Consider the following 13,341-nt stretch of genomic DNA (forward strand, 5'->3'; position numbering starts at 1 on the left):
GCCGCAGTGTTGCCCCGAAAGTCGTGGCGGGTCAGTGTCCGCCCAGCGCACGCACGGTTTCGATGGTGTCCGCCTGGGCGGGTTCCTTGTCCGGGCGGTACCGAAGCACCCGGGCGAAACGCAAGGCGACGCCGCCGGGGTACCGGGTGCTGGTCTGCACGCCGTCGAGCGCGATCTCGACCACCAGGTCCGGGCGCAGGTACACCGTCTGGGCGTCGCGGTGGGTGGCGTGGGCGGGGAATTCCTCGGTCTGCCAGCGCAGCAGTTCGTCGGTGAGGCCCTTGAAGGTCTTGCCGACCATCACCGGTTCGCCGGTGTCCGGGTCGAGCGCGGCCAGGTGCAGGTTCGACAGGAATCCGGTGCGGCGGCCGTAACCCCATTCGGCACCGATGACCAGCAGGTCGAGGGTGTGCGCGGGTTTGACCTTCTGCCAGGCTTTGCCGCGCCTGCCCGCCGCGTACGGCGCTTCGAGCGACTTGACCATCACGCCCTCGTTGCCGACGGCGAGCGCGTCGTCGTAGCACTCGGCGGCCGCCTCGGCGTCGGGCGCGACCAGTGCCGGGATGGCGTGCGGTCCGGCCACCCGGTCCAGCGCCCGGCGGCGCACGCGCAGGGGTTCGTCGAGCAGGTCTTCGCCGTCCAGGTGCAGGCAGTCGAAGAAGTACGGGTGCAGCAGCAGTTCGCGCGTGTCGCCGATGGTGGCGAAGCGGCTCATCGTCTCCTGGAACGGGCGCGGGCGACCGGCGTCGGTGAGCGCGAGGGTCTCGCCGTCGAGCACCACGCTCGTGCAGTCCAGGCCACGAACCAGTTCGACCAGTTCGGGTACGCCCGCGGTGATGTCGCGCAGGGTGCGGGTGAATACCCACACCTGCTCCCCCGCCCGGTGCACCTGGATGCGGGCGCCGTCGAGCTTGTGTTCGACGCTCACCTGCGGGCCGAGTTCGGCCAGCGCCTCGTCCAGCGAGCCGCCCGGGGAAGCGAGCATCGGCGCGACCGGCCTGCCGACCTCGAGACGGAACGCCCGCAGCGCGTCCTCGCCGCCGGTGATCGCGGCGACCGCGGTGGCGGGCAGGTTCCCGGAGAGCATGTGCGCGCGGCGGATCACGTCGACGCCGATGCCGGTGGATCGGGCCAGGCCCTCCACCACCTGCGCGGTGAGCGCGCCCTGGCGCAGTTCGCCGGTGAGCAGCCGGATCAGGAAGGACTGTTCCTCTTCGGTCGCCGCCGTGAACAGCTCGGTGAGTATTTCGCGGCGGCTGTTGGTGGAACTCAGGCCCTTCAGCCGGGTGAAGTAGTCGTCGACCTGTTCGACCGTGAGTCGGTTCCGGTCGCTCGCCGCCGCGCCCAGCCCGGTCACCGTTCGCCACCCCACACCGATCCGGCCCTGGGTGAGTTCACCCGACAACCAGGCGACCACGGTGCCGATCTCCGCCGGACCCGCGGCCGAGAGCAACGCGGCGAGGGCGGCGGTCTTCTCCTTGCGCGACCGGGTGGCCCGGACCTGCTCCGAGGTCGCGACGACATCGCTGAACAGCACCGTTCGACCGTAGCGCGCGGGTGTGACACATCGCTCAGCACACGCTGCTAAGAACCGGTTGGCAACCCTGTGAAACCGCCCATAAACTGGACATATGGCCAAAACCTATGTCGGTGCGCGGCTGCGCCAGCTGCGTACCGAGCGTGGGCTGAGCCAGGTGACGCTGGCCCAGAAACTGGAGATCTCGGCCAGCTACCTCAACCAGATCGAGCACGATGTGCGGCCGCTGACGGTCCCGGTGCTCACCCGCATCAACGAGGTCTTCGGCGTCGATCCGACCTTCTTCTCCGCCCAGGACGACACCCGGCTCATCGCCGAACTCCAGGAAGTCGTGATGGATGCCGAGCTGGGCATCGAGGCCGACACCAAGGAGATCGCCGACATGGTGTCGGCGCACCCGTCGATGGCGCGGGCCCTGGTCGCCATGCACAACCGGTACCGCAACACCAGCGCCCAGCTGGCCGCCGCCACCGAGGACCGTTTCGCCGACGGCTCAGGCAGTGCCGCGATCAGCAAACCGCACGAGGAAGTGCGCGACTACTTCTATCAGCGCCAGAACTACATCCACGAGCTGGACACCGCCGCAGAGGATCTCACCGCGCGCATCCGCTTCCACGGCGGCGAGGTGAGCACCGAGATCGCGCGACTGCTCCGCTCCCACGGGGTGCGGATCAGCGAACGCATCGACCTCGGCGAGGGCGTGCTGCACACCTACGACCCGCAGACCAAGCAGCTCGAGATCTCCCCGCACCTGTCCGGCGGGCAGCGCACCTTCAAACTGGCCGCCGAACTGGCCTATCTGGAATGCGGCGGACTGCTCGAAAAGCTGGTCGAGGAGGGCAATTTCGCCTCCGACGCGTCACGCAAGCTGGCCATGCTCGGTCTCGCCAACTACTTCGCCGCGGCAACCGTGTTGCCCTACACCCACTTTCACGAAGTGGCCGAGGACTTCCGGTACGACATCGAACGGTTGTCGGCGTTCTTCTCGCAGAGTTACGAGACCATCTGCCACCGCCTGTCCACCCTGCAACGCCCGTCGCTGCGCGGTGTGCCGTTCTCCTTCGTTCGGGTGGACCGCGCGGGCAACATGTCGAAACGCCAGTCCGCCACGGGTTTCCACTTCTCCGCCAGCGGCGGCACCTGCCCGCTGTGGAATGTCTACGAGACCTTCGCCTATCCGGGCAAGATCATGACCCAGATCGCCCAGATGCCCGACGGCCGCAAATACCTGTGGGTCGCGCGCACCGTGGAACGTCGCGCCACCCGCTACGGCCAGCCGAGCAAGACCTTCGCCATCGGCCTCGGCTGCGAACTACGCCACGCCTCCCGCGTCGTCTACGCCGACGGCATCGACCTCGGCGAAGCCACCGCCACCCCCATCGGCGCGGGCTGCCGAGTCTGCGTCCGCTCCAACTGCCCCCAACGCGCCTTCCCCCCACTCGGCAAGTCCCTCGACATCAGCGAACACCGCAGCTCCGTCTCCCCCTACCTCATCAAGTAGCGCTCAGAAGGCTTCTTCCGGGATGGCCATGATGTCGGTGTCGAGGGCGGCCAGGACGGAGCGGGTTGCGGTGAGTTCGGGGAGGACGTTCTTGGCGAAGAAGGAGGCTACGGCTACTTTGCCCTGGTAGAAGGGGCGGTCCTTGGCGGAGGATTCGCCGGTGAGGGCGGCGGCGGCGATTTCGGCCTGGGCGAGCAGGCGCCAGCCGATGAGCAGGTCGCCGACGGCCATCAGGAAGCGGACCGAGCCCAGGCCGACCTTGTAGAGCTCGGCGGGGTCCTGTTGGCCTGCCATGGCGTAGCCGGTGAGGGTGGCGGCCATGGCGGCGACGTCGGACTGGGCGGTGCGCAGCAGGGCGCGTTCGGTGGCGAAGCGGCCGGAATCGTTGGCCAGGAACGCGGTGATCTGGGCGTTGAGGTGGCCCATCGCGGCGCCGCCGTCGCGAATGATCTTGCGGAAGAAGAAGTCCTGGGCCTGGATGGCGGTGGTGCCCTCGTACAGCGAGTCGATCTTCGCGTCGCGGATGTACTGCTCGATCGGGTAGTCCTGCAGATACCCGGACCCACCGAAGGTCTGCAGCGATTCGGTGAGCAACTGATAGGCCCGCTCGGAGCCGACACCCTTGACGATCGGCAGCAACAGATCGTCGATCCGGTGCGCCATCTCCGGGTCGGCGCCCGAAACCAGCTGCGCCACATCCACATTCTGATGTGCGGCCGTGTAGAGGTACACCGCCCGCAGCCCCTCCGCGTACGCCTTCTGCATGGCCAGCGACCGGCGCACATCGGGATGGTGGGTGATGGTCACGCGCGGCGCCGTCTTGTCGGTCATCTGCGTGAGATCAGCGCCCTGCACCCGCGTCTTGGCGTATTCGAGCGCGTTCAGATACCCGGTCGACAACGTGCCCGACGACTTCACCCCCACGGTCATGCGCGCGTTCTCGATCACCTTGAACATCTGCGCGATCCCGTTGTGCACCTCACCCACCAGCCACCCCTTGGCGGGCACACCGGTGGCGCCGAAGGTGAGCTCGCACGTGGGCGAGGATTTGATGCCCATCTTGTGCTCGAGCCCGGTGACGTACACACCGTTGCGGTCGCCGATCTCCATGGTGTCGGGGTCGAAGAGGAACTTCGGCACGTAGAACAGCGACAGACCCTTGGTACCCGGTCCCGCGCCTTCGGGCCGGGCCAGCACCAGGTGGAAGATGTTCTCGGCCGCCTCGCCCACATCGCCACCGGAGATGAACCGCTTCACTCCTTCGATATGCCAGGACCCGTCGGGCTGCGGGATCGCCTTGGTGCGGCCCGCGCCGACGTCGGAGCCCGCGTCCGGCTCGGTGAGCACCATCGTGCCCTGCCAGCCGCGCTCGAAACCCCCACGCGCCCAACGCTTCTGCTCCTCTGTGCCGATCTCGTAGAGCACCGAGCCCATGAGCGGGCCCATATTGAAGAAGCTGGCCGAGGGGTTGGCGCAGATGATGAGCTCGTTGATGGCCCACAGCAGCACGTTGGGCGCGGGCGTGCCGTCCATGCCCTCGGGCATGCCGAGCCGGTACCACTGCGCCTCGTGCACGGCGGCCACGGTCTTGCGCAGCGGCTCGGGCACGGTGATGTCGAAGGTGTCGGGGTTGTAGGTGACCGGGTTGCGGTCGGCCTCGGCGAAGGTCTCCGCGATCGGCCCCTCGGCCAGCCTGCGCACCTCGTCGAGGATGTGACGCACCGTGTCGGAGTCCAGGTCGCCGTAGGCGCCGGTGTCGAGGAGTTTGTCGAGCCCGAGTACCTCGAAGAGATTGAATTCGATGTCACGCACGTTGGCCTTGTAGTGCCCCACTGGGCTCCTCCTCGACTGACCACCCCGCGGCCCGAGCGCCGCGAGATTCCGGCTGTTCGACGTCGTACGAATCGCCAGCGTGCCGCACGGGCGCGTGGCTACGCAACCGTAGCCACGCCGTAGCTCCCCGCCGAACAATTCACACGGACGAAACAGACGAAACGGGCACGTGATCGGGAGATATTCCGCTGCAACATGTTCCATCTACTGTTCCGCTCACGAATACAGCCGCTGTATACAACCCGGTGTACAGCCAGGCAGCGGTGTGTTCGTTGTGGCGCGCGTGCGCCGCCGTTACACCTGATGAGGAGAACGCCCCATGTCTGATTCCCGTGTGCTCAGGGCACTGGCCGTCCCCACGGCGGTAGCCCTGGCCGGCCTGTTGCTCACCGGCTGCGGCGCCCGCGACGACGCCTCGACCGGTTCCACCGCGGCGTCCTGCGTCGACACAACCAAAGACACCATCAAGGTCGGTTCGCTGCACTCGCTCTCTGGCACCATGGCGATTTCCGAAGTCACCGTTGCCAATTCGACCAAGCTGGCGGTCGACCAGATCAACGCGGCGGGCGGCGTGCTCGGCAAGAAGATCGAGCTCGTCCCCGAGGACGGCGCGTCCGACCCGAAGACCTTCGCCGAGAAGGCCGAGAAGCTCATCAGCTCCGACTGTGTCGCCGCGGTGTTCGGCGGCTGGACCTCCTCGAGCCGCAAGGCCATGAAGCCCAAGTTCGAGAGCCTGAACTCGCTGCTCTACTACCCGGTGCAGTACGAGGGTCTGGAAGATTCCAAGAACATCTTCTACACCGGCGCCACCACCAATCAGCAGATCGTCCCGGCCCTGGACTACCTGAAGCAGAAGGGCATCACCTCCCTCTACCTGGTCGGTTCGGACTACGTCTTCCCGCAGACCGCCAACCGCGAGATCAGGGCCTACGCCGCCGCCAACGGCATCGAGATCAAGGGCGAGGACTACACCCCGCTCGGCTCCACCGACTTCTCCACCATCGTCAACAAGGTGCGCACCGCCAAGGCGGGCGCGGTGTTCAACACCCTCAACGGCGACTCCAACGTGGCGTTCTTCCGTGAGTACTCCAACGCGGGCCTGAAGGCCGCCGAGATGCCGGTGGTCTCGGTGTCGATCGCCGAGGAAGAGGTCGTCGGTATCGGTGCGGATCGCCTCGCCGGCCAGCTGACCGCCTGGAACTACTACCAGACCGTCGACTCCCCGGCGAACAAGAAGTTCGTCGCCGACTACAAGGCCGCCTTCGGCGCCGACAAGCCGACCTCCGATCCGATGGAAGCCGCGTACGCCTCGGTGTTCCTGTGGAAGAACACGGTGGAGAAGGCGAAGTCGTTCGCGGTGGCCGACATCCAGGCCGCGGCCGACGGCGTGAGCTTCGAGGCGCCCGAGGGCACCGTCACCATCGACGGCTCCAACCATCACATCACCAAGACCGCCCGCATCGGTGAGATCCGCGCCGACGGCCTGATCTACACGGTGTGGGATTCCGGCAAGGCGATCACGCCCGACCCGTACCTGAAGTCCTACGAGTGGGCCAAGGGCCTGAAGTAAGTCGCCCGGCAGGTGTGGGGCGCGCCGCGCCCCACACCGTTTCTCTAGGAGTCCACCACCATGGACGTGCTGATCGGCCAGCTCTTCACAGGGCTGAGCCTGGGATCCATTCTTCTGCTCGCCGCGCTCGGTTTGTCGCTGACCTTCGGTCAGATGGGCGTCATCAATATGGCGCACGGCGAGTTCATCATGGCCGGCTGCTACACCACTTATGTTGTGCAGCAGGTCTTCTCCTCGGCCGGTGTGTCGCTGGCCGTCTCGCTGCTCGCCGGTTTCCTGATCGGTGGCCTGCTCGGTGCCGTCCTGGAAATGGGCCTCATCCGCTACATGTACGACCGCCCGCTCGACACCCTGCTCGTCACCTTCGGTGTCGGCCTGGTGTTGCAGCAGGCCGCGCGTGACATCTTCGGCGCGCCGGCCAAGAACGTGCTGGTGCCCGAATGGCTCAGTGGCGGAATCACTATCGCCGGTGCGGTGGTGCCCAAGACGCGCATCTTCATTCTCGTGCTCGCGATCGTCGCGGTGACCGCGCTGGCCGCCGTCCTCAAGACGACCCCGATGGGCCGTCGCATCCGCGCGGTCGTGCAGAACCGCGGTCTCGCCGAAACCAGCGGTATATCCAGCAGATTCACCGATATCAGCACGTTCTTCATCGGTTCGGGCCTGGCGGGTGTGGCCGGTGTCGCGCTCACGCTCATCGGTTCGACCAGCCCGACCATCGGGCAGAGCTATCTGATCGACGCCTTCCTCGTGGTGGTGATCGGTGGGCTCGGCCAGATCAAGGGCACAGTGATCGCGGCGTTCGCGCTCGGTCTGCTCAATTCCTTCATCGAATACTCCACCACCGCGTCGATCGCGAAGGTGATCGTGTTCGTGCTGATCGTCATCTTCCTGCAGGTCCGCCCGCAGGGTCTGTTCACCGTGCGGACGAGGAGCCTGGCATGAACGCACTGACTGAACGCCTTCGCGCCTATCCCCGGCTCACTCCGCTGGCCGGGTTCGCGGTCGCGGCGATAATCCTGTTCGCCGTCGCCCCGGCGGTGCTGAGCGACTTCCGGCTGAACCTGCTCGCCAAATTCCTCTGCTTCGCGATCGTGGCGGCGGGCATCGGTTTGGCTTGGGGCCGTGGCGGAATGCTCACCCTCGGCCAGGGTGTGTTCTTCGGTATCGGCGCCTACATCATGGCCATGCACATGCAGCTCGCCGACGCCGCGCGCCTTGGCAACGAGGTGCCGGAGTTCATGGAGATCTCCGGAATCAGCGAACTGCCGGGTTTCTGGCAGCCGTTCGAATCCGCGTCGGTCGCGATCCTGGCCATCCTCGTGCTGCCCGCGCTGGTCGCGGCTGTGCTCGGGTACGGCGTGTTCAAGCGGCGGGTGCGCGGTGCGTACTTCGCCATCCTGAGCCAGGCGCTCGCGGCGGCGCTGGCGATTCTGCTGACCGGTCAGCAGGCCATCGGCGGCTTCACCGGGCTGTCGGACTTCCGGGCGTTCTTCGGGTTCCGCCTCTCGGACCCGGCCAACCGGCAGATGCTGTTCTTCATCGCGGCGGGCACGCTGCTCGTGGTGGTCGCGCTGATCCGTCAACTCAACCGCAGCCGCTACGGCGAGCTGCTGATCGCGGTGCGTGACGCCGAGGAGCGGGTGCGCTTCCTCGGGTACGATCCCGCGAATATCAAGATCGTCGCGTACGTGGTCGCGGCGTTCCTCGCCGGTATCGCCGGTGCGCTGTTCACGCCGATCGTCGGCATCATCTCGCCCGCCGATATCGGTGTGGTCCCGTCGATCGCGTTCCTGATCGGGGTCGCCATCGGTGGCCGCACCACCCTGCTCGGTCCGGTACTCGGCGCGATCGGTGTGGCCTGGGCGCAGACCTCGCTGTCGGAGTCGTTCCCGTCGGGCTGGACCTACCTGCAGGGCGTGCTGTTCATCGTGGTCGTCGGGTTCATCCCCGCCGGTCTCGCCGGACTGTGGCCGATGGTCAAGGGATGGCGCGCGAGCCGCAAACCGGAAACACCCGCCGTGGTCACCGAGGAGAAGGTGCTGGCCCGATGACTTCACACGAACCCAAGCCCGGCGGCAATGCGGGCATGAACAGCGACTACCTCGAAATCCGTGGGCTCTCGGTGAGTTTCGACGGTTTCAAGGCGGTCACCGACGTGGACCTGACGGTGCTGCAGGGCGACCTGCGGTTCCTCATCGGTCCCAACGGTGCGGGCAAGACGACGCTGATCGACGCCATCACCGGCTTGGTCCCGGCCATCGGGTCGGCGCAGAAGTCGGGTATCGAACTGCTCGGCAAGAAGGTGCACCAGATCGCCCGGCTCGGTGTGGGGCGCACCTTCCAGACGGCGAGTGTGTTCGAGCAGCTCACGGTGCTGCAGAACCTCGACATCGCGGCGGGTGCGGGCCGCTCGGCGCTGTCGCTGCTGCGTGCGCGCAAATCCGTGCTGCCCGCCATCGAAGAGGCCTTGGAGACAACGGGTCTCACCGCACTGCGCGACAAGCCTGCCGGTGTGCTCGCGCACGGGCAGAAGCAGTGGCTCGAGATCGGCATGCTGCTGGTGCAGAACGCCTCAGTGCTGCTGCTCGACGAACCCGTCGCGGGCATGAGCGCCGAAGAACGCGAGGAAACCGGAAACCTGTTGCGCCGCATCGGCGGTGACCGTGTGGTCCTGGTCGTGGAGCACGACATGGACTTCATGCGGTCCTTCGCCACCTCGGTGACGGTGCTCGCGGGCGGCAAGGTGCTCAGCGAGGGCAGCGTGGAACAGGTGCAGGCCGACCCGCGCGTGCAGGAGGTCTACCTCGGCACCGCCGCCATGGCAACCACAGACAAGGAAGCCGCCGATGCTTGAACTAGACGAGGTCCGTTCGGGATACGGGCGCACCGAAGTGGTCCACGGCGTGAGCCTGACCGTCCCCGACGACAGCGTGGTCGCCATCATGGGCCACAACGGCGCGGGCAAGACCACCCTGCTGCGCACCGCCGTCGGACTGCTGCCGACCAAGTCGGGCACCATCACCTTCGACGGCGATAAGATCAGCAAGCTCTCGCCATCGCAACGGGTGAAACGGGGCATCGCCTATGTTCCGCAGGGCCAGCAGAGTTTTCCCCAGCTGTCCACAGCCGAGAACCTGCAGGTGGTTGCCGACGGTCGCAAGCGCGGCAAGGCGCTGATCGACGAATCGCTGGATCTGTTCCCCGCCCTGCGCGAGCTGCTCACCCGCAAGGCCGGGCTGCTCTCGGGTGGTCAGCGGCAGCAACTCGCCATCGCGCGCGCCCTCATCACCGAACCGAAGCTGCTCATCCTCGACGAACCGACCGAGGGTATCCAGCCCTCGGTCGTCGCCGAGATCGAGCGGACCATCATCGAATTGACGCAGCGCGGTGGGCTGAGCGTGCTGCTGGTGGAGCAACACATCGGTTTCGCGTTGCAGGCCGCCCAGCAGTACTACGTGCTGCACTCGGGGCACGTCGGTTCCACCGGACCGGGCGGTGCGGGCGCGGAATCGGCTGTGCGCGCGGCGATGGCGATCTGAACGCAGGCCGCGTCATGGGCAGGGGTGGGCGGGTTTCGCTGGCCGACCGCGTGTACGAATCGCTACGTGACGACCTGGCGACCGGTCGGCTCGCACCGGCCGAACGGTTGCGCGCCGAACGGCTGGCCCGGCGCTACGGCGTCTCGCGCACGCCGGTGCGCGAGGCGCTGGCACGGTTGCAGGCCGACGGGCTGGTGCAGCGTCATCCCGAGGGTCTGTACCTGTACCGGCCACGGCTGGCCGAACTCGACGAGCTGTTCGAGTTGCGAATGGTGCTGGAGACACGCGGGTTTCAACGTTCGGCGCTTGGTTCTGCGGCGGCCCCGGCCGGACACGACCTGGCCGCTGTGCGCACGGAACTCACGCGCTGGCAGGAATTCAGGGACGCGCCGCCCCGCCCGGGACCCGAGCTGGTCGCCGCCGATGAGCGGTTCCACACCGAACTGCTTCGGGCAGCGGGCAATTCGGCCCTCGCCGAAGCGCTGAGTGCCGTCTACATCCGGGTGCGCCCGGTGCGCACGATGGATGTGCCGACCACCGACCGGGTCGCGGCGATGACCGCCGAGCACATCGCCATCGCCGAGCACGTGCTGGCCGGACGCCGCGAGCGTGCCATGCACACCCTCGTCACCCACATCACCGCATCCTGCGTGCACGTGCGGGCGCGGGCCGAGCAGGCTATCGCCTTCACGAAACTGGGTGGAACTGTGCGTGATTGACGGTTGCGTCGCGCTGTCGACGCCAGCCGGACATGTCATAGCTCGGCCCGAGCCACGATGGTGCAGCGGTGTCGGATGTGGGTCAACAGTCGGACTGGAACGGCCAGCAGTGCGCGGGACGATGGGTGACGGTGACCGGGGCAGGGGTGGTCGACTCGGTGACGTCGGAGACCGTTCGTGGGGACGGTGAGTCGGTGAGCAGAGCGAGGATCACCATCACCAGCACGATCAACATGCCGAGCACAGCCAGTCCGAACACAATCAAACCTGCCAGTTTGCCCTCCTCGGCCGGTTCGGTCGGCGGGGCGGGCGGTTCGACACGGCGGGGGCGCGGGGCGCGCGGTGCCGGGTCGGGGCGTTTGGCCGGGAAGCCGTCGTCGGTGAGCTCGGCACGGGTGGGGGCGAGGTCGGCCAGGCCGAGGGCGGCGCAGGTGTTGAGCACCCTCTCGACGGTCCATTCGCGCGGGCCGACCGAGAAGTTCTCCAGGTAGACGCGCAGTTCGTGCGCGTCTACGGTATTGGCGACCAGCACGTCGAGGCCCGGACGTAAGGCGGTGCGCGCCGGTCGAACCACCACACCCCGGTACGGCACGAGTACCACCGCGCCGCACACATGCCTGCTCTCCTGCAGCGCGTGTTCCAGCGCCACCCGCACCGCGTGCACACCGTGTTCGAGCCGGTCGGTCAGCCCGCTCGACGGTCCGGCCTCCAACTCCAGCGGACTGTCACTGATCGTCCACGCCCCCGTGCGCGACAGGGCAAGCAACCCGCTCTGCCGTCGCCGGAATCCCAACACGTCGAGCACCGTGATCCCCCGTGGCGTCACCACCACCGCGTCGAGGCGCCGATCCCCCACCTGTGGGTCGATCAGGGCGAGCCCCGGGCTCGGATAGGCGCTCAGGCATTCGACGAACTCCCGCTCGGCGCCGGTGAGTTCCGCGCCCGGCCTGATCCGAACCAGCATTGCGATGTTCCCCTACCACTGCTGCGACCTCACCGCCGCTGCGCGCTGCGGTACCCAAATCATGACGCGCAACTGTTCCGAAAACCACTGGAAACCAAAGAAAAACCGACTCGCCACCGTGCGCGCGTACCGCCGAGTACGCTGTCGATTCCGACGGAACCGAGCGATAAGACGAGGTGGACGACGATGGCCGCAACGCCCCTACCACGCATTTCCCCCGGCCGGTTGGGTGAACTCGGACCGATCAACTGGGTTGTCTGGCAGGTACTTTCTCGCGCGGCGGGCACGGCGGACGCCCACCTTTTCAGCACACTCGGACGCACGCGTGGACTGTTCCGCGGTTGGCTGCATTTCTCCGGCAAGCTCATGCCCGGTGGGCGATTGCCGCGCGCGGAGGCCGAATTGGTGATTCTGCGGGTGGCGCATCTGCGCGACTGCGGTTACGAGGCCGATCATCATCGCCGGCTCGGGCGCAAGGCCGGACTCACGGCGGTCGAGGTGGACCGGGTGGCGGCGGGGCCGGATGCGGAGGGGTGGACGCCGCGTCAGCGGGCACTGCTCACCGCGACCGACCGGCTGGTGACCACCCGCGATATCGACGACGCGGCGTGGGCGGAGCTGGCCGCGCACTACGACGAGCGGTTGCTCATCGAGATCGTGTTGCTCGTCAACCAGTACGAGGGCCTCGCGTCGACCATCACCACGCTGCGGATCGAACGCGACACCTTCAAGGTGTGATCCAGCTCATAGAGCGGTTCGTGGTCATTCTTCGCAGACTAAAAGCGTACAAAGTACGGAGTAACGTCACCGAGGAGAGTCCATGCAGATCACCGCTTCCGCCGTCTCGCTCAATGTGGACGACCCGCAGGCGTCGGCCCAGTTCCTCATCGACCACCTCGGTTTCACCGAGAACATGGCCGCCGACGGGTTCGTCAGCGTCGGACGGCCCGACGCGGGCATGGACGTCATCTACCTGCGCACCGGCTTGAAGTCGTTCAAGCCGGCGCGCATCGCGGGCAGCGCGGGCGAGGGCGTGCTCGTCGTGTTCGTGGTCGACGATATCGACAGCGAATACGAGCGCTTGCGCGGCGCGGGCGTCCCGATCGAGACGCCCATCGAAACCGAGGAATGGGGCGAGCGCTACTTCCAGATGACCGACCCCAACGGGGTGGTCATCCAGCTCGTGCAGTGGGTGTGATCAGCGGCGCGCGACGCGCAAGGCGGCCACGATCAGCGGAATCTGCAGCGGCAACCGCGCGATCACCCCGGCCTTGAAAGCGGGCGAGGACTTGGGATTGCCGAGCACGTCGACGGTCATCTGCACATTGGCGGGGAAGACGGCGACGAACAGGCCCGCGGCGAGCCACCCGCCGAAACGCCTGGTCCTCGGCACCGCCAGCGCCGTCGCGACCCCGAGCTCGGCGACCCCTGAGCCGTAGGTGTAGGCCCGGGGTTCGCCGGGCAACTGCTTGGGAACGATGCCGTCGAACAGCTTCGGCGCGACGAAATGCAGGACACCGACCACGAACAACAAACCGCTCAGGTAGGTGTGCGCGCGTCGACGGGGAGTTTCATGAGCCACGCTCCGCACTGTAGCGGTGCGAACCGGGGTCGTCACCGGGCACTTGGGCCGCCCCGGGGCACCGTCACCTTCCAACCGGTCCCCGTCGGCACT

The 13,341-nt window shown here is 67.1% G+C and carries 13 protein-coding genes; 9 read left to right on the forward strand and 4 right to left on the reverse strand.

The window, feature by feature from the left end:
* Positions 1-31 precede the first annotated feature (31 nt).
* On the reverse strand, positions 32-1,537 hold the full coding sequence (locus tag ACSVDM_RS10245) for an ATP-dependent DNA ligase (protein WP_439264216.1): 1,506 nt from the start codon (positions 1,535-1,537) through the stop codon (positions 32-34).
* Positions 1,538-1,631: 94 nt separating this feature from the next.
* Between ACSVDM_RS10245 and ramB the strand changes: the two genes are divergently transcribed.
* Positions 1,632-3,038 (forward strand): acetate metabolism transcriptional regulator RamB, encoded by a 1,407-nt coding sequence (ramB, locus tag ACSVDM_RS10250; protein WP_067641970.1) that lies wholly within the window; start codon positions 1,632-1,634, stop codon positions 3,036-3,038.
* 3 nt (positions 3,039-3,041) lie between these two features.
* Here ramB and ACSVDM_RS10255 read toward each other — a convergent pair whose 3' ends face one another.
* Positions 3,042-4,871 (reverse strand): acyl-CoA dehydrogenase, encoded by a 1,830-nt coding sequence (locus ACSVDM_RS10255; protein WP_357150261.1) that lies wholly within the window; start codon positions 4,869-4,871, stop codon positions 3,042-3,044.
* A gap of 319 nt (positions 4,872-5,190) precedes the next feature.
* Here ACSVDM_RS10255 and urtA point away from each other — a divergent pair, with 319 nt between their 5' ends.
* From urtA to ACSVDM_RS10285, 6 genes are read left to right on the forward strand one after another with little or no spacing between them, the layout of a single operon-like run.
* Complete coding sequence (gene urtA, locus ACSVDM_RS10260; RefSeq protein WP_439264219.1) at positions 5,191-6,441, forward strand: urea ABC transporter substrate-binding protein; 1,251 nt, start codon at positions 5,191-5,193, stop codon at positions 6,439-6,441.
* 60 nt (positions 6,442-6,501) lie between these two features.
* Positions 6,502-7,386 (forward strand): urea ABC transporter permease subunit UrtB, encoded by an 885-nt coding sequence (gene urtB, locus ACSVDM_RS10265; protein ID WP_067484718.1) that lies wholly within the window; start codon positions 6,502-6,504, stop codon positions 7,384-7,386.
* Positions 7,383-8,495: an urea ABC transporter permease subunit UrtC gene (gene urtC, locus ACSVDM_RS10270; RefSeq protein WP_067484714.1), complete on the forward strand. Its 1,113-nt coding sequence runs from the start codon at positions 7,383-7,385 to the stop codon at positions 8,493-8,495. The genes urtB and urtC overlap by 4 nt, the downstream gene beginning before the upstream one ends.
* Entirely contained in the window at positions 8,492-9,298 is an 807-nt protein-coding gene (gene urtD / locus ACSVDM_RS10275; protein WP_439264221.1) for an urea ABC transporter ATP-binding protein UrtD, read from the forward strand. Before urtC ends, urtD begins: the two co-directional genes overlap by 4 nt.
* The gene (gene urtE, locus ACSVDM_RS10280; protein ID WP_439264223.1) at positions 9,291-9,983 is read left to right on the forward strand and encodes an urea ABC transporter ATP-binding subunit UrtE; all 693 of its coding nucleotides are present in this window, start codon (positions 9,291-9,293) and stop codon (positions 9,981-9,983) included. The genes urtD and urtE overlap by 8 nt, the downstream gene beginning before the upstream one ends.
* A 14-nt stretch (positions 9,984-9,997) precedes the next feature.
* Complete coding sequence (locus ACSVDM_RS10285; RefSeq protein ID WP_439264225.1) at positions 9,998-10,702, forward strand: GntR family transcriptional regulator; 705 nt, start codon at positions 9,998-10,000, stop codon at positions 10,700-10,702.
* A gap of 82 nt (positions 10,703-10,784) precedes the next feature.
* Here ACSVDM_RS10285 and ACSVDM_RS10290 read toward each other — a convergent pair whose 3' ends face one another.
* Positions 10,785-11,666, reverse strand: coding sequence for an NERD domain-containing protein (locus ACSVDM_RS10290; RefSeq protein ID WP_439264227.1), 882 nt, complete (start codon positions 11,664-11,666; stop codon positions 10,785-10,787).
* Positions 11,667-11,852: 186 nt separating this feature from the next.
* Here ACSVDM_RS10290 and ACSVDM_RS10295 point away from each other — a divergent pair, with 186 nt between their 5' ends.
* Positions 11,853-12,404, forward strand: a complete 552-nt coding sequence (locus ACSVDM_RS10295) for a carboxymuconolactone decarboxylase family protein (RefSeq protein ID WP_225278432.1) — start codon at positions 11,853-11,855, stop codon at positions 12,402-12,404.
* Positions 12,405-12,486: 82 nt separating this feature from the next.
* Entirely contained in the window at positions 12,487-12,864 is a 378-nt protein-coding gene (locus ACSVDM_RS10300; protein ID WP_067641979.1) for a VOC family protein, read from the forward strand.
* On the opposite strand, the gene ACSVDM_RS10305 is transcribed toward ACSVDM_RS10300, so the two are convergent.
* Complete coding sequence (locus ACSVDM_RS10305; protein WP_084457356.1) at positions 12,865-13,248, reverse strand: DoxX family protein; 384 nt, start codon at positions 13,246-13,248, stop codon at positions 12,865-12,867.
* Between the last annotated feature and the right edge of the window lie 93 nt (positions 13,249-13,341).

The organism is Nocardia sp. JW2 (assembly GCF_051843015.1).
Lineage (GTDB): Bacteria > Actinomycetota > Actinomycetes > Mycobacteriales > Mycobacteriaceae > Nocardia > Nocardia coubleae.